This is a genomic window from Bacillus salacetis (genome assembly GCF_003581585.1).
GTDB classification, from domain to species: domain Bacteria; phylum Bacillota; class Bacilli; order Bacillales; family Bacillaceae_B; genus Rossellomorea; species Rossellomorea salacetis.
Genome location: NZ_QXIR01000008.1, coordinates 59,657 through 78,162, shown reverse-complemented (window position 1 = coordinate 78,162; position 18,506 = coordinate 59,657). Strand labels below are relative to the sequence as shown.

The following is an 18,506-nucleotide window of genomic DNA, read 5'->3' as shown; positions in this document are numbered from 1 at the left end:
TAGATTGAGAGACAGCATCAAAAGAGAAAGTGTTGAATGGATAAAAGCATTAGGAATCGGTTTGGTCATCTTTGTTGTCATCAGGACTTTCCTGTTTTCGAATTATGTCGTAGAAGGTGAGTCGATGATGCCTACTCTTGAAGATGGCAATAAGCTTGTCGTCAATAAGATAGGCTATCAGGTTGGTGACCTTCACCGTTTTGATGTTGTAGTCTTTCACGCCAATGAAGACGAGGATTATGTAAAGCGGATTATCGGCCTGCCTGGGGACACTGTAGAGTATAAAGATGATAAATTATATGTCAATGGTGAAGCACAAGAAGAGCCTTATCTGGATATATTCAAAGAAGAAATGGTCGGCACCAAACTGACCGGCGATTTCACTTTGGAAGAAATCACCGGGAAACAGAAGGTCCCAGAGGGAATGGTGTTTGTACTCGGGGACAACAGACGAAGCAGCATGGACAGCCGTTACTTCGGATTTGTGGATCAGGACCAGGTTGTCGGAAAAGTAAACCTTCGTTACTGGCCGCTGAATGAATTCGATGTCCAGTTCGGTGATTGATAAAGGAAGCGCTTGATTCCAGAAATGGATCAGGCGTTTTTTTGTTTGTCTTTTTGTGAGAGGTGGGCCAGGGGGGAGGTGGCTTTGGGAAACAGGCCTTTAGAAGTTATGAATCTATAGCGAAGGGGTATGATTATGGGGGAACGAGCCCTTAGAAGACAAGGGTCTATGTTGAAGGGGTACGATTAGGTGAGGAACGTGCCTTTAGGAGTTGAGTGTCTATGGTGAAGGGGTGCGATTAGGTAAGGAACGTGCCTTTAGGAGTCGAGTGTCTGTGGTGAAGGGGTACGAGTAAGTGAGGAATGTGCCTTAGGAGTCGAGGGTCTGTGAACCCTGGTGAATGGAGAAAAAAACACACCGTATAATGAACGGAGCCACGCCCGGCCCCAGTGATAGAAATTACACCGAAGTATAGATGGGCCCCGCGCTAAAAAAACAAGTGATTAGGAAAGTTTTGTCCGATAAGTAACAAATCTGGAACATATAACCCGTTAATCAGCGGGAATCCCGCAAAATATAAACAGGGGACAGCTCAAAAACCGGGTCATCGAATTTCAGTAGGTTCTGCGCCAGGCAGGTCTTACCGTTTTCACCTATTCCTCATCATTTATTTCACCGTCGCCTATTTCGTCTTCGCCAGGGTCGTCGTCACATGCCGTCATTGTAGTGGCAAGCATTGCGGCAAGGAGCATATAAAGCAGCTTCTTTTTCATCCCAGTCCCTCCTTTCAATAAGGTCTATTATTGAAATACTAATCATAAAGTGCACTAAACCAAGGAGAAGTATTCACCGCTGCATCCAGCAAGCTTAAGTGGCTCTATGCAAAAAGTGTTTGAATTAGAGGGAAAATGGATGTTATTGTCGAAATATTCAACCAGCAAGGTGTTTTTTATGTTGGGAGGATACATATATGAGATTGAAGGATAAAACTGCTGTAATAACTGGAAGTGCCAATGGAATCGGCTTGGCTGCAGTAAGGAAATTTGCAGTGGAAGGCTGCAGGGTCATAATGGCTGATTATGATGAACAAAAAGGAAACGATGAAGCTGAAAAGATGAGGGAAAAAGGATATAAAGTTGTCTTTTATCAGGTTGATGTCGCAAATCGTGAAAGCGTTAACAGGTTGGCCGGAACAGTCACAAGGGAATTCGGAGGGATTGATATTCTGGTCAATAATGCAGGAATCACGAGGGACGGCATGATGGCAAGAATGAGTGAAGAGGACTTTCAGCGCGTACTGGAGGTGAATTTGACCGGGGTCTTTCATTGTACCCAGGCATTTCTGCCAGCCCTGGTAACCAGCGGTAAGGGAAAAATTATCAATACTGCCTCCGCCAGCGGACTTTTCGGGAATGTCGGACAAACCAACTACGCAGCATCCAAAGCGGCTGTCATTGGAATGACCAAAACATGGGCCAAAGAATTTGGTGCGAAAGGGATCAATGTTAATGCTGTCGCGCCGGGAGTGATTGAAACAGAGATGACTGCCAAAATCCCGGAGAAGGTAAAAGCCCAAATGAATGCTTTGATACCTCTGGGGAAATTCGGCAAACCGGAAGATGCAGCAAACGCTTATCTTTTCCTGGCTTCTGAAGAATCTGATTATGTAAATGGTATCGTTCTTCAAGTCGATGGCGGGATAATGATGTAAATGAAGGGATGGAGAATAATATGAAAAATGTCGTGATAACATCAGCTTTCAGGACTCCTGTGGGAGCATTCGGCGGGGCCTTCAGGGATCTGCTGCCGACCGATTTGATTGTACCTGTAATGAAAGCAGCAGCTGAAGACAGTAACCTGGGGCCAGGGGATATTGACGAGGTCATCCTTGGTCACTGCATCCAAAGGACCGATCAACCTAATACAGCAAGGACTGCAGCCCTTTTAGCAGGATTTGCCGATACGACCACAGGCTACACTATTCAAAGACAATGTGCGAGCGGCATGCAGGCAATCATTTCCGGCTATATGCAGATTCAGACAGGCATGTCGGACATTGTACTTGCAGGCGGCGTAGAGGCAATGAGTTCAAGCCCTTATATCATGAATGGGCACCGATGGGGACAACGCCTGCAGCACGGGGAAATCCGGGACTCAGTATGGGAAGCCCTGGAGGATCCGATCCATGGGATCATGATGGGTGAAACAGCGGAAAACCTTGCAGAGATCCATAATATTACCCGGGAGGAACAGGATGAACTGGCAAGGCTGAGTCATGAAAGAGCTGTAAAAGCTTCAGAAGAAGGGCGCTTTGACAGCCAGATTGTTCCTATAACGGTGAAATCAAGGAAAGAAACGAAAACCATTACGAAAGATGAAGGTCCGCGTCAAGGATTGACAGCGGAGAAACTGTCCGTTCTTAAGCCAGCTTTCCGACAAGGGGGAACCGTGACAGCTGGTAATTCCTCAAGCCTTAATGATGGAGGCGCAGCTCTGATTCTCATGTCAGAAGAGGAGGCGGAAAAGCGCGGACTCAAACCACTGGCCAGGATTTCAGGATGTTCGGTTGCGGGGGTCGATCCGAAGGTGATGGGCAGGGGGCCGGTGCCGGCCGTTGAAAAAAGTCTTGCCAGGACGGGCTGGTCTCTTGAAGAAGCGGATCTACTTGAAGTGAATGAGGCTTTCGCTGCACAGTATATCGCAGTGGAAAAAGAACTTGGTCTGGACCGGAACAAAACTAATGTAAACGGGAGTGGAATCAGCATCGGTCATCCTGTGGGCTGTACAGGTGCACGGATAGTCGTGTCATTGATCCATGAGTTGAAAAGAAGGGAACTGCAAAAAGGGATTGCGTCCCTATGTGTCGGGGGAGGCATGGGGGCTGCGGTGTTTATTGAAAGCTTATAATACAGAGCCCGGGCCTTCCGGGCTTCTGTCCGAATCCAACAGGGGTTCGGACTTTTTTTGATGATTCGCTTGATTTTTGTCCGAATCCGCCCGTGATTCGGACACTTTTTCGCGATTCGCTGAATTTCTGTCCGAATCCACCCATGATTCGGACTCTTTTTCGCGATTCGCTGAATTTCTGTCCGAATCCACCCGTGATTCGGACTCTTTTTCGCGATTCGCTGAATTTCTGTCCGAATCCGCCCGTGATTCGGACACTTTTTAGGGATTCGCTGAATTTCTGTCCGAATCCACCCATGATTCGGACTCTTTTAGACGATTCGCCGGATTTCTGTCCGAATCCACCCGTGATTCGGACTCTTTTTCGCGATTCGCCGGATTTCTGTCCGAATCCACCCGTGATTCGGACTCTTTTAGACGATTCGCCGGATTTCTGTCCGAATCCACCCGTGATTCGGACTCTTTTAGACGATTTGCTGGAATTCTGTCCGAAACCACCCGTGATTCGGACACTTTTTCGCGATTCGCTGAATTTCTGTCCGAATCCGCCCGTGATTCGGACACTTTTTCGCGATTCGCCGGATTTCTGTCCGAATCCACCCTGGATTCGGACACTTTTTGGGGATTCGCCGGATTTCTGTCCGAATCCACCCGTGATTCGGACTCTTTTTCGCGATTCGCTGAATTTCTGTCCGAATCCGCCCGTGATTCGGACACTTTTTCGCGATTCGCTGAATTTCTGTCCGAATCCGCCCGTGATTCGGACACTTTTTCACCATCCCCCGGATTTCTGTCCGAATCCACCCGTGATTCGGACTCTTTTTCGCGATTCGCTGGATTTCTGTCCGAATCCGCCCATGATTCGGACACTTTTTCACCATCCCCCGAATTTCAGTCCGAAATCACCAGGGATTCGGACGTTTTTCTAAGCAATGATCCCAAAAAAATCTTGGCATTTTTCCGATAGCATCAATGAATGCGGAAACAGCCATAAAGTAGTTAATTCTTCGATGTGGTGGACCTTCCGATGAAATATCCGGCAATCCCCTGGATGGCAAATACGCTGATGAGCAGGTACAACGACTCTTTATGTGAAAGCACCATCATGACCAAAGGAGCCAGGCTGGCACCAGTCAGTAGAATGAATGAGTACAAGCTTAAAGCCTTCCCTCTGTCTTCTGAAGCGGAGCTGCCGATGAAGGTGATGATTGTTGGAAGGAGTAGCGAAATGGCAGAAACAAATAGAATGGATGATAAGAGATAAACGAAGGGGCCGGAAGATAACAAGAGCGGCAGGATACTTGCGCAGCCCAAGCCGAGGCTGAAGAACAAGGTTTTGGTCTCCCCATATCGATTAATGAAAAAACCCGTGAAAATAGATAAGATTGCTCCAGCTAATCCTGCCGAGCGGATTGCGAGCATTTCACCGGAAGTCCCGGGATGGAAGCGGGATAAAGTTTCATAATAGCCCACGAATGAGAAAAGAAGAAGAAACACGATTCCATAACACATCAAGAGCTGGGGTTTTTTCAAAATGGAAAAGTAGGCAGCGATCGCAAACCCTTTCTTTGCAAAAAGATTTGCAGCAGGAAGATCACTCAGCCCGACCAGGAATAAGCTTCCGTACACAGCTGAAAAGAAATAGAAGACGATTTGCCAGCCGAACCATTCTGTTAGAAAATCGCTGATGATTTGCCCGAGAATACCGGCGGCCAGGAAGCCTGAATTGATGAGAGCAAGAAGCAAGGTACGCTTTTTTGCCTCAAAAAGTTCATAGCAATAGGCAAAAGCTGCAGGTGCAAAACTTCCAAGGAAAAACCCCTGGAGACCCCGGGTGATATATAAGCTCCACTGCCCGGCTGACAACGCGACTGCTGCTGTTGCCAGAGCGGAAATCCCCATACCGAATACAATGATGGTCTTCCTTCCAAGTAAATCTGAAAGGCTGCCAAACAAAAATAAGCCGGCAGCATAACAAAAAGTGAATACACTTCCTGCAAAGACGACTTTTTCAGGCGCTATGGATATGGAAGAGCCAACATCTTCATATATCGGAATTAGAGTATAAATATTACACGCAACGAAAACAGCCATGATGATCAACAGGGCTTCTACACGCAAGGTAGAGCGTTCCATACAAATCCCTCCCTGCAATAAACTATGAAATGCGGGCCTGCCCCGTTTACCCAGTTTCAATAACCGAAAACTTTCCAGTAATAACGAAACTGTCTTTCCCGACAGAATTCATCGAGTGTATTATAATGGACCTAGACAATTTTTTGACATACCTCATGGATATAATGGAATTGTTCAGCGGGTGTGGTATCGAAACCTTAAGCAGAATAATGCGTTTAGAAAAAACCATTCATTGATTTTCATGACATATTACGCTAATACAACTGTGTAGAGTGGTTTGCAGGCGTGCATCCGGAACGGAAATTAACAGGTACAACATATAATGATTAATTAATAGATAAACAGGGAGTGGGAACATGTCGGTCAGATTTATTTTGGGGCGTGCCGGAACGGGCAAAACCAATATGATTTTAAATGAAATCAAAGAGAAGCTGAGACAAGCACCAAATGGAAGTCCTGTCATCTATTTAGTTCCAGACCAGATGACATTCCTTTCTGAATACAATCTGGTAAACGAAGAAGGGATCAACGGGATGATCCGGGCGCAGGTCTACAGCTTCACGAGGCTTGCGTGGAGAATCCTCCAGGATACAGGAGGGCTTAACAGGTACCATCTGTCCAATATCGGTCTGAACATGCTGATTCGGAAGATTATCGATGATAAAAAAGATCAGTTGAAATTATTTTCGCGCGCATCGGACAAGGCAGGCTTCATCGAACATGTGGAAGTGATGCTTACCGAATTTAAACGCTATTGTATCTCTCCGGAAGAGCTTTCAGATAGACGGGAAAACTGGGAAGAAGCCGGGCGTGAATCCAAGGCCCTCTCAGACAAGCTTCATGACCTGCAATTAATTTATGACAGCTTTGAAGAAAACTTATCTGGAAAATATATCGATTCGGAAGATTATTTTACACTGCTGGAAGAATCGATTGAGAAATCGGATTTCCTTCAAGATGCGGAGATTTATATAGATGGATTCCACAGTTTTACCCCCCAGGAATATGCAGTCATCGGAAAATTGATGGACTACTGTCCGAGTGTCACTGTTTCATTGACAGCGGAACAGGAATCGGCCGACTTATTCAGGATGACCACCGAAACCTATGGTGCACTGGAGCAGCTGGCGCAGAATTCCCGGGGCGGGATTGAAGACAGGATCATATTGGGGAAGGCAAACAGGTTCCGAAACCGGGGCTTGGAGCACATTGAGAAGAATTTTGAAAATAGGCCGGTACTTCCGTTTGAGGATGAGTCCGGCTTGAACATCCTCGAAGCCTCCAACCGCCGTGCGGAGATAGAAGGGGTTGCCAGGGAAATCCGCCGTCTGGCCCGTACCGAAAATTACCGGTATAAGGATATGGCTGTCCTAGTCCGGAATGGGCAGGAGTATCAGGATATCATTGAAACGGTCTTTTACGATTATGAAATTCCTTATTTTATCGATCAAAAGCGGAAAATGCTCAATCATCCATTAATCGAGTTCATTCGTTCAACGCTCGAAATCATGAACAGCAACTGGCGGTATGAACCTGTATTCAGGGCGGTGAAAACCGATTTGCTGTTTCCTTACGACCGAAATCCGAGACAGTTGAGGGAACAAATGGACAAGCTGGAAAACTGTGTCCTTGCATATGGAATCCAGGGGGATAAATGGACGAAGAAAGACCGCTGGATTTACAGGAGATTCCGCGGACTTGAGCAGGCTGATATGCCGCAGACAGATAGAGAGCGGGACATGGAGCACGAAATCAATGAATTACGTTTGTTTATCTCAGCTCCCATCCTCCGTTTTGGCCGCCGGTTGAAAAAAGGAAAAACGGGACAGGACCTATGCGAGATTCTTTATCTCTATCTGGAAGAACTCGATATTCCTGCTAAGCTGGAGAGACTCCGCCTAGAAGCTGAGAGCCGCGGGGATATCATTTCCGCAAGGGAGCACGACCAGGCCTGGAATGCTGTAATGGATTTGCTTGATCAATTCGTCGAAATCCTCGGTGATGAAGAAGTGACAATGAAGAAGTTTGCATCCATCATGGATGCGGGGATCGAATCGATGAGGTTCTCATTGGTCCCGCCGGCTGTGGACCAGGTCATGATTGCCAACCTTGAGCAGTCGAGGCTGGCGGATCTTAGAGCGGCCTTTGTGATAGGGGTCAATGACGGAGTCCTGCCTGCTAAAATCACAGAAGATGGGATTTTTTCTGATGAAGACAGGGAAAACCTTACAGCAAACGGTTTTACTATTGCGCCAAGCAGCAAGACCCGTTTGCTTGATGAGGAGTTCATTGCCTACAAGGCCTTCACGACTCCGTCAGAAAGACTCTATGTATCATATCCGATTGCAAATGAAGAGGGGAAAGCCCTGCTGCCTTCCCCATATATTAAGAGGCTGTCTGAATTGTGCCCTCGGTCAGAAATCAGCCTGCTGGTCAATGATCCTTCAGAGCTGCCAAAGGATGAACAACTTGCATATGTCTGCCATCCGAATGTGACGATTTCCTATCTGACATCCGGTCTGCAGGCGAAGAAAAGGGGATATCACATAGAGGAGTTCTGGTGGGATGCTTATAATTACTACATTTCCGACCCCGTTTGGAAAGGAAGGGCAAGACACATCCTCTCCAGTCTGTTCTATCAAAATATAGGAAAGAAACTGACAGAAGAAACGAGCCAGGAATTGTATGGAGATGAAATACTGGCAAGCGTTTCACGAATGGAGATGTTCCATGGATGTCCGTTCTCTCATTTTGCCAATCATGGGCTTAAGCTCAGGGAGCGGGATATTTACCGGTTGGAAGCACCGGATATCGGTGACATGTTCCACGCAGCATTGAAGTGGATTTCCGAAGAGATTGACAAAAGCGGGTTGTCTTGGAAGCAGCTGACGAAGGCTCAGTGCCTTGAACTGGCCAAAGATGCGGTCATGTCACTTGCTCCAAAGCTGCAGCATCAGATTTTACTCAGTTCAAACCGCCATCATTATATAAAGAAAAAGTTACAGGATGTTATCGGAAGAGCTTCATTGATATTAAGTGAACACGCCAAAGCAAGCGGATTCGTCCCTGTCGGACTTGAGTTGGGTTTTGGACCGAAAGCAGAACTTCCCCCTTTTGCCTTTACCCTGAAAAACGGTACGAAAATGGCATTGCAGGGCAGGATTGACAGGGTCGATAAAGCGGAAAGTGATGAGGGTGTCTATTTGCGCATCATCGATTATAAATCGAGCGCAAGGGATCTTGACCTTACAGAAGTGTATTACGGGCTGTCGCTGCAAATGCTGACGTACCTGGATATAGTGCTGACCCACTCACGAAAATTGATTGGTGCCGATGCCCACCCTGCCGGTGTCTTTTATTTCCATGTCCATAACCCTATGGTCAATAGCAAAAAGATCCTGACACTTGAAGAGATAGAGGAGGAAATCTTCAAGAGCTTCAAGATGAAGGGGCTGGTGCTGGGAGAATCGGATGTCGTCCGGCTGATGGACCAATCCTTGGAATCCGGCAGTTCGAGCATCATTTCCGCCGGTTTGAAAAAAGATGGCACCTTATCTTCAAAGACCAAAGCGGCAGACAGGGATCAATTTGATTTGATGCGCTCCCATGTAAGGAATCTGTATAAGAAATCAGGAGATGATATCATGTCCGGCAAAACAGATATCGCTCCCTATAAATTAAAGGACAGGACACCATGTCAATTCTGTGCGTTCAAGCCTGTATGCCAGTTCGATTCTTCCATGGAAGAAAACGAATACCGTATTTTTACAGAAGGAAAACCGGCAGACCTGCTGCACAAGATGAAAGGAGAAATGGATGCCCATGAATAATAATCTTCCCCTAAAACCCCATGACGCCACTTGGACGGATGACCAATGGAAGGCAATCTGGGCAAAAGACAGGGATATCCTGGTGGCGGCCGCAGCCGGTTCCGGAAAAACGGCTGTCCTGGTCGAAAGGATCATTCAAAAGATTCTTGATAAAGAAGACGGCATCAATGTGGACGAGCTGCTGGTGGTCACGTTTACCAATGCTTCTGCAGCAGAGATGAGGCACAGGATCGGAGAAGCGCTGGAAAAGGCAATAACGGCAGATCCGGGATCATATCATCTCAGGAAACAGCTCAGCCTGCTGAACAGGGCATCTATCTCCACTCTTCATTCATTTTGCCTGGAGGTCATACGCAAGTATTATTATTTGATAGACATAGATCCGGGATTCAGGATCCTCGATGACACAGAAGGCGAGCTTCTAAGGGATGAAGTCCTTGATGACTTGTTTGAAGAGGAGTATGGAAAAGAGGATAATGACTCTTTTTACAAGCTTGTGGACACGTTCACGAATGACCGCAGTGACGCTGCCCTCCAGGATATGATACGTAACCTTTATGATTTTTCAAGATCCCACCCGAATCCGGATGCCTGGCTTGGGAATCTGGTCGATATGTACGATGTTGATGAGGAAGGGGATATTGAAGAGCTGCCTTTCATCAATGCATTGAAATTTGATATTGTACTGAGCATCAAAGGGGCTCAGGCTTTGTTCCAGCAGGCTTACGATCTTGCCAAGGAACCGGGTGGACCCGCTCCCAGAGCTGAAAACTTCCTTGACGACCTGGCGTTGACGGAACAGTTGGGCGCATCTTTCCAGAATTCCTGGAGTGAAGGGCAGGCCTTATTTCAAAATATCAAGTTTTCAAGGCTGAAACCATGCAAGGGCGGCGAATACGACCCTGATTTGGTTGAAGAAGCGAAGGCGCTCCGGGACAAAGGAAAGAAAATGATCGAGAAGATTGCGGAGGATTTCTTTTCCCGTAAACCTGAGACTTACTTGAAGGACATGAAGAAAATGAGAGGTGTGGTCGAGTCCCTTGTTGAAGCAGTAAGAGGATTCAGCCGAAAATTCAATGCCCTTAAGAATGAAAAAGGCGTAGTGGATTTTGCAGACCTTGAGCATTACTGTTTGGCTATTTTGACTGACCATGGAGGGGATCAGGAATTAAAACCATCCTTTGCTGCCCGGGCATATCGAAAACAGTTCAAAGAGGTGCTGGTCGATGAGTACCAGGATACCAACCTTGTACAGGAATCCATTCTGAGTCTAGTGACCGAAGACGAAGAATCAGAGGGCAACCTTTTCATGGTGGGGGATGTGAAGCAGTCCATTTACCGTTTCCGGCTTGCTGAGCCGAATCTCTTTCTGGGCAAATACAACCGTTTCACTTCTTCAGGTACCGATACAGGAATGAAAATAGACTTGTCCAGGAATTTTCGGAGCAGGTTGGAGGTCCTGGAAGGTACCAATTTTCTCTTTAAGCAGATAATGGGAGTAAATGTCGGTGATATCGAGTATGATCAGGATGCGCTGCTGATTAAAGGGGCGTCGTATCCGGAAGACGAAAAGTACCCTGTCGAAGTGGCTGTCATTGATCAGTCGGATGATATGACATCGAGGCAGAATGAAGGAAATCCCGAGCTGGAGGGCCTTGTGTATGATGAGACAGACTTGGAAAAGTCGGTGATTGAAGCCCGTTATATGGCCCGGAAGGTCAAGGAGCTGATCAGTGAGGGCAGGCAGGTGTACGACCCAAAGGCCGGACGTCACAGGAAGCTTCAGTACAGGGATATCGTCATCCTTCTCCGTTCGATGCCATGGGCACCTGAAATCATGGAAGAGTTCAAAAAACATGGAATCCCTATATATGCCAACCTATCTTCGGGGTACTTTGAAGCCACTGAAGTAGCAATTATGCTTTCGTTATTGAAAGTGATAGATAATCCATATCAGGACATACCGCTTGTGTCAGTATTGAGGTCGCCGATTGTCGGGATTGATGAAGAGGGTCTTGCAGAAGTCAGGATTCATTCGAAGTCGGGTACCTTTTATGAAGCTGTTCAAAAGTATACTGATAAAAAGCTGAGTGATGTCAACAACGGGGAAGTATATGAAAAGCTGAGTGAATTCCTTTCAAGCTTGACGGTGTGGCGCACCAAGGCACGCCAGGGGGCACTTGCGGAATTGGTTTGGCAGTTGTACCGTGATACCCGGTTCTATGACTTTGCAGGCGGAATGCCGGGCGGAAAACAGAGGCAGGCAAACTTGCGGGCTCTGTATGACCGGGCGCGCCAATATGAAGAGACATCTTTCAGGGGGCTGTTCCGCTTTCTCAGGTTCATTGACCGCATGAGGGAACGCGGTGATGACCTCGGGGCGGCAAGGGCTTTAAGTGAGCAGGAGGATGTTGTCAGGATGATGACGATCCACTCCAGTAAAGGTCTGGAGTTTCCGGTGGTATTCGTCGCCGGGTTATCCCGTCAGTTCAACTTGATGGATCTGAATCAGTCCTATCTCCTTGATAAGGAGTTCGGGTTTGCATCGAAATACCTTGATCCGGAAAAAAGAATCAGCTACCCATCTCTCCCTCAGCTTGCATTCAAGAGGAAAAAACGGCTTGAGACTATTGCTGAAGAGATGAGGGTGCTGTATGTAGCTCTTACAAGGGCGAAGGAGAAGCTTTATTTAATTGGCACAGTGAAAGATGCAGGGAGGTCGATCAAACAATGGAGTTCCGCTGCACGCCATAAAGAATGGCTCCTTCCCGATTTTGAAAGGGCAAAAGCCTTAAGTTTCATGGATTGGATCGGCCCTTCTCTTATCAGGCATCGTGATTTTATCGGTTTACATGGCGGTGCGGGTTCTCCCGGACCCTTTCCTCCTGAAATCCAGGAACATCCGTCATGCTGGAAGCTGGATGTCATTCCGAAAGCAGCGTTTATGGTGATGGAAGACGAACAGCCTGAAGAAGAGGATGGTTGGCAGGAGAAGGTGAAGGCAGGAGTTCCGGTTGATAAAGATTCTTCTGAGAAGGAAGAAGTTGCTGAAAGGCTGTCTTGGAATTATCCTTACCCAAAAGCTGCTGTGCTTCCATCTAAGCAATCTGTTTCAGAAATCAAAAGAATGTTTGAAATCTCTGATGAGGCAAGCAGTGACCGCATGGTAAGGAAAATCCAAAAACCGGTCTTCAGGCGTCCCAAATTCCTGCAGGCTAAGCAGCTGACCCCGGCTGAAATCGGAACGGCCATGCACATGGTCATGCAGCATATATCCTTTGCAGACAAACCTGATGAAATCTCCCTGCAGCTTCTCCTTGATGAGCTGCAGCGAAAAGAGCTGCTGACTGACGAGCAAGCAGAAGCAGTCGATAAAGATAAAATACTGGCTTTCTTTGAAACCGATCTCGGCAGGAGGGTGCTGGGGGCAGAAGAAATACATCGTGAGGTTCCTTTCAGTATGGCGGTGCCGGTTCAGGAAATTGATGCTGCAGCTTCTGCGGATGCTGCTGAAACCGTCCTGGTCCAGGGGATCATCGACTTGATCTTCAGGGATGGAAACAGTATTGTTCTGCTGGATTATAAGACGGACAGTATCGAAGAAAGATATACAGGCGGATATGATGAGGCCAAGCCGGTTTTACTGGATCGTTATCGAGTGCAGGTCGGATTGTATACGAAAGCCATCGAAAGGATATGGAAGGAAACTGTCAATGAGCGGTACCTGTATTTCTTTGATGTGGGCCGTGAAATGAAAGTGGAAAAAGACTAGATTGACTGAAAGGCCCGGAACTTAGTTACCGGGCCCTTTTGGTGTTTTGGTTATATTATGGACAGGATAAAGAAATAGACAGGCGAGGTAAAGAGAGTGTACACAATTAAATGGGCGGAGGGTGTAGAAGAATCAGCGGGCTATTGTAGCCCGGCGAGGAAAAAGGGTTAACGGGAGTGAGAATCTTCAGGGTTTTGTCCCGGACATGGAAGGGATGTCTCGATCATCCAAAGAGAAAGGCAAGATGGAGGTGTTTGAAATGGGAAAGGACTCTGTTGGGATATGTGAACTGTGTCTGCGGGATGAAGTGGAAACAACCAGACATCATCTTACACCGAAAGAAGAAGGGGGGACATTTCTGCCGACTGTCCAGCTATGCAAAGCGTGCCATAAGCAGATACATTCCTTGTACACGAATGAAGAACTGGCAGCACGGTTATTTACCATTGAAAGTCTCAGGGAGGATTATAAGATTGCCAAGTTTGTGAAGTGGATCAGGAAACAGCCTGCAACCAAATTGGTGAGATCCAAGAAATCAAATGAGCGAAAACGAAAGGGAAGGTGATGGCTTTTTCATCATCCTTCCCTTAATTATTTCCTGTAATCGGCTGGTCGATCACATTGCAGTCGAATGTTGTATTGGCACTGAATACGTTATAAGTAAGCTGGAAAGGACCTGTGTTGAAGCCGCCGGAGCCCCCTGTTGTTTTTTGGCTGGATTTAGGAGAAATAATTCCGGCATCACCGAACTGGACATTCCCTCCGCCTACACTCAAGATTTGGACAGGGCCTATAATAGCCGGCATAGAAAAACATCCTTTATATTCAAATGGTTATAGTTTACTTTATGAAAGCCACTGGTCAAATGTTCACTCATCTCCCCGGGCACGGAGCTGCCTGATGTGCTTTACCCTCGCCTCCATATAAACATTGCCTGTTTGGCCGATATGAAGGACAGAAGAGAAGGAAGAACCTATAATATCGATATTATTCACGACAATCGGGCTTTCATCAACTTTGTAGAAGTTGACAGGGGTACTGGGAACCGGAAGAGGAATTAATTCGCTATAGATAGGATACTGATTGAAATCCCCCTCGCTTGAAAAAAAGAACTGTCGTTCACGCTGGACTGCAAATGCCTTTTGATAAGAGGTGATTTCGTTTGAATCACCGATTTCCAGTACAGCACTGAAGGATAGTGTGCGAAGCTTGAAATCATTTACGATGGAATACCTTCCGTTCATCCAATCACCCTTTCGGAGTCAATGGGACGAAGGGACCGATAATCAGCGACTCGGCCGGAGTGTCAAAAGTTGAAGCAAGCTGAATGGTGTTTGCATCACCTATCAGGAGCAGGGAAGAACTCGCCACTGCATCAATTTTCAATGTGTTGACACATAACTCACGATTGATCACTTGAAGGTCCATGATTTGCATCTCCTTTTCCTTTTAAGTTGTCCGGCAGGTTGGCCATGAAGGAGTAAATGGCTTTGTTGATATCGGTTTTGATCCTTGAAAAAATTGTTTCTTCCCATGACGCTTCCCCCTGCTGCCTTTCGCTGCCAGGAATCGACTGAATGTAGAATTGCAGCCTTTGGGGAATCTGCTTCTTAATATCTTCTTTAATTAAGTGATGATAAGATTCATCTAAAGTAATACCCAGTTGATTTTCTGTATCATGGATGATTACAGGTACTTCTTTTTCGATATAGCCATTAATCCTCGGCATCATCGACATTTGGACATCTTCCATATCAAACTGTTTAACAGGAGGGACCGGAGCCGGTGAAGGTTGTGCCTCGACGGCCAGATCTTCGATTTTCTCCAGCTCTCCTGGATTCAGTCCAATATTGAGGGTTCCTTCCAATGTTTCCACTTTGAGCTGATCGAATCGGTATTCAATATTTTCAACATTGATGGACGGTTTATCTTTGAGAGAAGTGACTTCCTGCTGCAGCTCCTGGATGATGCTCTCGAGGTTTTGAATTCTCTTATTTTGTTCACTTATATACTGATACATCTGTTGAAGAGTATAATACTGCTGCAATTCCGGCACCTCTTTCTCTGATCAATTTTAACCCGGGGTCGGTGAAGCAAGTGGAACCACGATTTCATCTCCAAGCTGTGATTGCTGTGAACCGGGCTTCACAGGCTCAGGGGCTGGTTCTACAAAGCCTCCTGTATTATACAAGTGTGATGAGGATGAAATCTGGCCAGATGTCCCTATTTGAAATACGGAGGAGTTGGACATCCCGCCTATGGATATCATTCGAATATGAATGGACTGCTGTACATAAAGTTTCATTATCATCACACTCACAAATTGAAATTGATTCCCTGGTCAAGCGTATCATCATCGATCGTATAGGTTACAGAGTTTTCGTTGTAAACAGAGATTCCCTCGCCAGTAATGAAGGAGCCTGCGCCGGCAAATGTCTTGGCGGTCGATACAGGCCTGATCTGAAATACATCACCGATATGGAATACACCGCTTGAACCTACGCTGACAACTTGAACAGCTCCTACAAATGCCGGCATACTGTTCACACCTTTTCTGCTGTATTGATACTGTATCTTATGAGAAAAGGAGGTGGATGTGATAATCGCCTAATCTTCCAAAACAAGTTACAATAGGGAATAGACAATGATGAGAAGGAGACAGGTATATGCAGGTATTTCAACCGGTAGCTCAAAAGGAAAGGATCCTCTCACTGGATGTGATCAGGGGCTTTTCATTATTGGGCATCTTCATAATTAACATGATTTCTTTTCATTCCCCGTTTTTATATATTGATCAGTACTCCTGGTGGAAAGCCCCTGGAGATCAGGCATTGTTTCCCTGGATCGATATCCTGGTGCAATCGAGCTTCTATCCGCTGTTTGCCATGCTTTTCGGATATGGGTTGGCCCTGCAATATGAAAGATCAATGGAAAAGGGAGCTGACTTCTTTCCGCTGGCTGTAAGGAGGCTTTTTGTACTCCTGCTCATTGGTTGTGTACATGCCTTCTTGATTTGGTCAGGGGATATACTGACCAACTATGCATTATTTGGATTTATACTGCTGGTTTTCATGAAGTTAAAAGGAAGAGCACTGCTTTGGATAGGGGCCTTGTTATTCCTGATTCCACAGTTGTTCTTCAGTATTCTGATGGTCCTGATGAGTCTGGTTGATCAAACAGGAGTGGCTTTTTACTCTGATCTGACAAATATTACAAGCTCAATTGAAGCATACGGCAATGGAAGCTTCAAAGAGATTTTCCTTCAGAGAGTCGAAGATTGGTATAATGTTAATGGCCCTGGCAATATCATCTTCTTGATGCTGTCGATCCTGCCGATGATGATGATCGGTGCTGGAGCAGGTAAATTACATATTCTTGAACGCATCCATCGTGAAAAAAAAGTATGGATTACACTGCTGCTGATTTTTTCAGGCGTCGGCTTAGCACTTAAATCACTTCCGTTCACAGTGGAAGCCAATGTTGCCTATTCTTATATCCAAGATATGCTGGGAGCGCCATTCTTATCAGTATCATATGCGATTCTATTAGCATTATTATTGATTAACCGAAAAATTTCAGCAGTCTTAAAGCCATTGGCTGCTGCCGGTAGAATGTCCCTGACAAATTATTTGACCCAGTCCATCATCGGAACGCTCATATTCTATAATTATGGCTTGGGTTTATATGGGGGAGTTACACTGGCGACCGGAACCTGGCTTGCAGCAGGAATCTTTTTTATTCAAGTCATCCTTTCCGAAATATGGCTGTCAAAGTTCCGCCAAGGTCCCATGGAAAGGCTATGGAGAACCCTTACATATAGAAGGGTTCGGAATAAACAGGCTGGAGAATAATGAATAAAATCATAAAGGCAGGGTGAGAAATGAAACTTGCATCGTTCAAAATCAATGAAGAAGAAAGATTCGGAGCTGTAAAGGAAACAGGAAAGACCATGTGGAATTTAGCAGCGCTTGAACAGGATTATGATGGAATGAACATACTTCCGGGATCTTTACTGCGTGTCATTCAAGGTGGACAGGGGGCAATGTCAAGGCTGACAGAATTGATTCATTTCGGAAATGCTCATGAAGATCCGGCCCGATTTCTCTATGATTGGAAGGATATCGCTCTGCTCTCCCCAATAACCAAACCGGAGAAAAATATAATGTGTGTGGGAAAAAATTATCGGGAACACGCAATTGAAATGGGAAGCGAAGCAGATATTCCTGAACACATCATGATTTTCACAAAAGCACCAACTTCGGTAACGGGATCATCAGCGGTTATTGATTCCCACTCAGCCTTGACATCACAGTTGGATTACGAAGGTGAACTTGCAGTCATCATTGGAAAAAAAGGGATCAACATACCTGAAGAAGAAGCGCTGGCTTACGTATTTGGCTATACCATTTTGAATGACATCACAGCACGGGATCTTCAAAAGAAGCACAAGCAGTTCTTCTTGGGCAAAAGCCTTGATACTACATGTCCGATTGGGCCGTGCATAGTAACAGCTGATGAAATTCAAAATCCTGAAGCTCTCACAATTACGACGAGTGTAAACGGGGAAGTCAGGCAGGAGGCACCTGTGAGTGATATGATTTTTTCAATTGAAAGGATCATTGCCGAATTATCTGCCGGTATGACACTTGAGCCGGGGGATATCATAGCAACAGGCACTCCCTCTGGTGTCGGCAAAGGCTTCAAGCCTCCCCGTTTCCTGAAGGCTGGTGACTCTATCGAGATTTCAATTGATTCCATTGGAAGACTGATCAATACAATCGGATAGAAGTTACAATTTTATGTCGGAGCCGGCTATAATTCGTGTACGAGAAGACGAGTATGGTAAGATAATGAAGATGTTAAGAAATGTTCAAGGAGGGTTATTAAGATGTTTGATAACACGCATGCCCATATAACAACCTGGGTAATCGGAATTATTTTGTTCTTCACAGCCTTGTATCTACATAAGAGCGGCAAGAAAAAAGCCATGAAAATTGTTCACATGACCTTGAGGCTGTTTTACCTGTTGATCATCTTGACAGGAGCACTGCTGTTCTGGAAACACCAGGGGATCTATCCGATGCAATACGGTATAAAGTTGCTTGGCGGACTTTGGGTAATTGCCATGTTTGAAATGATCCTTGTACGGACGAACAAAGGCAAGAGCACGGGTATCTTTTGGGCTCAATTGATCATCGCCCTGATTTTGACAATATATCTAGGTGCTTGGCTGCCGATTGGTCTATGGTCTATGGTTTAATGAAAAAGGACTGTTCAAACGTGAACAGTCCTTTTTATATAGGTTATCGCCAAAGTTCAATTCCATTAAAAAGAATGCCCGAACAAATCGCCTTGA

The 18,506-nt window shown here is 46.0% G+C and carries 18 protein-coding genes; 9 read left to right on the top strand and 9 right to left on the bottom strand.

The window, feature by feature from the left end; translation table 11 throughout:
- Positions 1-4 precede the first annotated feature (4 nt).
- The 3 genes from lepB to D3H55_RS07950 all read left to right on the top strand — a co-directional run bounded on the left by lepB (position 5) and on the right by D3H55_RS07950 (position 3,412).
- Positions 5-565, top strand: coding sequence for a signal peptidase I (gene lepB / locus D3H55_RS07960; RefSeq protein WP_119546365.1), 561 nt, complete (start codon positions 5-7; stop codon positions 563-565).
- Between the two features lie 910 nt (positions 566-1,475).
- On the top strand, positions 1,476-2,216 hold the full coding sequence (fabG, locus tag D3H55_RS07955; RefSeq protein WP_119546364.1) for a 3-oxoacyl-ACP reductase FabG: 741 nt from the start codon (positions 1,476-1,478) through the stop codon (positions 2,214-2,216).
- Positions 2,217-2,236: 20 nt separating this feature from the next.
- The gene (locus D3H55_RS07950; RefSeq protein ID WP_119546363.1) at positions 2,237-3,412 is read left to right on the top strand and encodes a thiolase family protein; all 1,176 of its coding nucleotides are present in this window, start codon (positions 2,237-2,239) and stop codon (positions 3,410-3,412) included.
- Here D3H55_RS07950 and D3H55_RS24090 read toward each other — a convergent pair.
- The 3 genes from D3H55_RS24090 to D3H55_RS07935 form a co-directional block, all read right to left on the bottom strand.
- Positions 3,407-3,670 (bottom strand): hypothetical protein, encoded by a 264-nt coding sequence (locus tag D3H55_RS24090; protein ID WP_168412994.1) that lies wholly within the window; start codon positions 3,668-3,670, stop codon positions 3,407-3,409. The two genes, D3H55_RS07950 and D3H55_RS24090, sit on opposite strands and share 6 nt — an antisense overlap.
- Positions 3,671-3,673: 3 nt before the next feature.
- Entirely contained in the window at positions 3,674-4,282 is a 609-nt protein-coding gene (locus D3H55_RS07940; protein WP_119546361.1) for a hypothetical protein, read from the bottom strand.
- A gap of 129 nt (positions 4,283-4,411) precedes the next feature.
- The gene (locus D3H55_RS07935; protein ID WP_119546360.1) at positions 4,412-5,548 is read right to left on the bottom strand and encodes an MFS transporter; all 1,137 of its coding nucleotides are present in this window, start codon (positions 5,546-5,548) and stop codon (positions 4,412-4,414) included.
- Between the two features lie 356 nt (positions 5,549-5,904).
- Between D3H55_RS07935 and addB the strand changes: the two genes are divergently transcribed.
- From addB to hlpB, 3 genes are all read left to right on the top strand, one after another.
- On the top strand, positions 5,905-9,378 hold the full coding sequence (gene addB / locus D3H55_RS07930) for a helicase-exonuclease AddAB subunit AddB (protein WP_119546359.1): 3,474 nt from the start codon (positions 5,905-5,907) through the stop codon (positions 9,376-9,378).
- Positions 9,371-13,150 carry a helicase-exonuclease AddAB subunit AddA gene (gene addA / locus D3H55_RS07925; protein ID WP_119546358.1) on the top strand — a complete coding sequence of 1,260 codons (3,780 nt, stop codon included), beginning with the start codon at positions 9,371-9,373 and terminating at the stop codon, positions 13,148-13,150. The genes addB and addA overlap by 8 nt, the downstream gene beginning before the upstream one ends.
- A 259-nt stretch (positions 13,151-13,409) precedes the next feature.
- Entirely contained in the window at positions 13,410-13,715 is a 306-nt protein-coding gene (gene hlpB / locus D3H55_RS07920; protein WP_119546357.1) for an HNH nuclease-like protein HlpB, read from the top strand.
- Positions 13,716-13,737: 22 nt separating this feature from the next.
- On the opposite strand, the gene D3H55_RS07915 is transcribed toward hlpB, so the two are convergent.
- From D3H55_RS07915 to D3H55_RS07890, 6 genes are all read right to left on the bottom strand, one after another.
- On the bottom strand, positions 13,738-13,956 hold the full coding sequence (locus D3H55_RS07915) for a spore germination protein (RefSeq protein ID WP_113926600.1): 219 nt from the start codon (positions 13,954-13,956) through the stop codon (positions 13,738-13,740).
- Positions 13,957-14,019: 63 nt separating this feature from the next.
- On the bottom strand, positions 14,020-14,394 hold the full coding sequence (locus D3H55_RS07910) for a spore germination protein GerPE (RefSeq protein WP_119546356.1): 375 nt from the start codon (positions 14,392-14,394) through the stop codon (positions 14,020-14,022).
- 4 nt (positions 14,395-14,398) lie between these two features.
- Complete coding sequence (locus tag D3H55_RS07905; protein WP_119546418.1) at positions 14,399-14,578, bottom strand: spore germination protein GerPD; 180 nt, start codon at positions 14,576-14,578, stop codon at positions 14,399-14,401.
- Positions 14,553-15,170 carry a spore germination protein GerPC gene (gerPC, locus tag D3H55_RS07900; RefSeq protein WP_168412993.1) on the bottom strand — a complete coding sequence of 206 codons (618 nt, stop codon included), beginning with the start codon at positions 15,168-15,170 and terminating at the stop codon, positions 14,553-14,555. The genes D3H55_RS07905 and gerPC overlap by 26 nt, the downstream gene beginning before the upstream one ends.
- 54 nt (positions 15,171-15,224) lie before the next feature.
- Positions 15,225-15,455, bottom strand: coding sequence for a spore germination protein GerPB (locus D3H55_RS07895; RefSeq protein ID WP_119546417.1), 231 nt, complete (start codon positions 15,453-15,455; stop codon positions 15,225-15,227).
- Positions 15,456-15,466: 11 nt separating this feature from the next.
- Entirely contained in the window at positions 15,467-15,688 is a 222-nt protein-coding gene (locus D3H55_RS07890; protein WP_119546354.1) for a spore germination protein, read from the bottom strand.
- Between the two features lie 128 nt (positions 15,689-15,816).
- Between D3H55_RS07890 and D3H55_RS07885 the strand changes: the two genes are divergently transcribed.
- The 3 genes from D3H55_RS07885 (at position 15,817) to D3H55_RS07875 (ending at position 18,410) form a co-directional block, all read left to right on the top strand.
- Positions 15,817-17,001 (top strand): DUF418 domain-containing protein, encoded by a 1,185-nt coding sequence (locus D3H55_RS07885; protein WP_119546353.1) that lies wholly within the window; start codon positions 15,817-15,819, stop codon positions 16,999-17,001.
- 29 nt (positions 17,002-17,030) lie between these two features.
- Positions 17,031-17,936, top strand: a complete 906-nt coding sequence (locus D3H55_RS07880) for a fumarylacetoacetate hydrolase family protein (protein WP_119546352.1) — start codon at positions 17,031-17,033, stop codon at positions 17,934-17,936.
- Between the two features lie 102 nt (positions 17,937-18,038).
- The gene (locus D3H55_RS07875; RefSeq protein WP_119546351.1) at positions 18,039-18,410 is read left to right on the top strand and encodes a YisL family protein; all 372 of its coding nucleotides are present in this window, start codon (positions 18,039-18,041) and stop codon (positions 18,408-18,410) included.
- Positions 18,411-18,506: the final 96 nt, after the last annotated feature.

Bases quoted from the DNA above. Each gene is read 5' to 3' on its own strand.
- fabG (WP_119546364.1), top strand. From the start codon at position 1,476: ATGAGATTGAAGGATAAAACTGCTGTAATAACTGGAAGTGCCAATGGA.
- D3H55_RS07950 (WP_119546363.1), top strand. From the start codon at position 2,237: ATGAAAAATGTCGTGATAACATCAGCTTTCAGGACTCCTGTGGGAGCA.
- D3H55_RS07935 (WP_119546360.1), bottom strand. From the start codon at position 5,548: ATGGAACGCTCTACCTTGCGTGTAGAAGCCCTGTTGATCATCATGGCT.
- addB (WP_119546359.1), top strand. From the start codon at position 5,905: ATGTCGGTCAGATTTATTTTGGGGCGTGCCGGAACGGGCAAAACCAAT.
- addA (WP_119546358.1), top strand. From the start codon at position 9,371: ATGAATAATAATCTTCCCCTAAAACCCCATGACGCCACTTGGACGGAT.
- hlpB (WP_119546357.1), top strand. From the start codon at position 13,410: ATGGGAAAGGACTCTGTTGGGATATGTGAACTGTGTCTGCGGGATGAA.
- D3H55_RS07915 (WP_113926600.1), bottom strand. From the start codon at position 13,956: ATGCCGGCTATTATAGGCCCTGTCCAAATCTTGAGTGTAGGCGGAGGG.
- D3H55_RS07910 (WP_119546356.1), bottom strand. From the start codon at position 14,394: ATGAACGGAAGGTATTCCATCGTAAATGATTTCAAGCTTCGCACACTA.
- D3H55_RS07905 (WP_119546418.1), bottom strand. From the start codon at position 14,578: ATGGACCTTCAAGTGATCAATCGTGAGTTATGTGTCAACACATTGAAA.
- gerPC (WP_168412993.1), bottom strand. From the start codon at position 15,170: ATGTATCAGTATATAAGTGAACAAAATAAGAGAATTCAAAACCTCGAG.
- D3H55_RS07895 (WP_119546417.1), bottom strand. From the start codon at position 15,455: ATGAAACTTTATGTACAGCAGTCCATTCATATTCGAATGATATCCATA.
- D3H55_RS07890 (WP_119546354.1), bottom strand. From the start codon at position 15,688: ATGCCGGCATTTGTAGGAGCTGTTCAAGTTGTCAGCGTAGGTTCAAGC.
- D3H55_RS07885 (WP_119546353.1), top strand. From the start codon at position 15,817: ATGCAGGTATTTCAACCGGTAGCTCAAAAGGAAAGGATCCTCTCACTG.
- D3H55_RS07880 (WP_119546352.1), top strand. From the start codon at position 17,031: ATGAAACTTGCATCGTTCAAAATCAATGAAGAAGAAAGATTCGGAGCT.
- D3H55_RS07875 (WP_119546351.1), top strand. From the start codon at position 18,039: ATGTTTGATAACACGCATGCCCATATAACAACCTGGGTAATCGGAATT.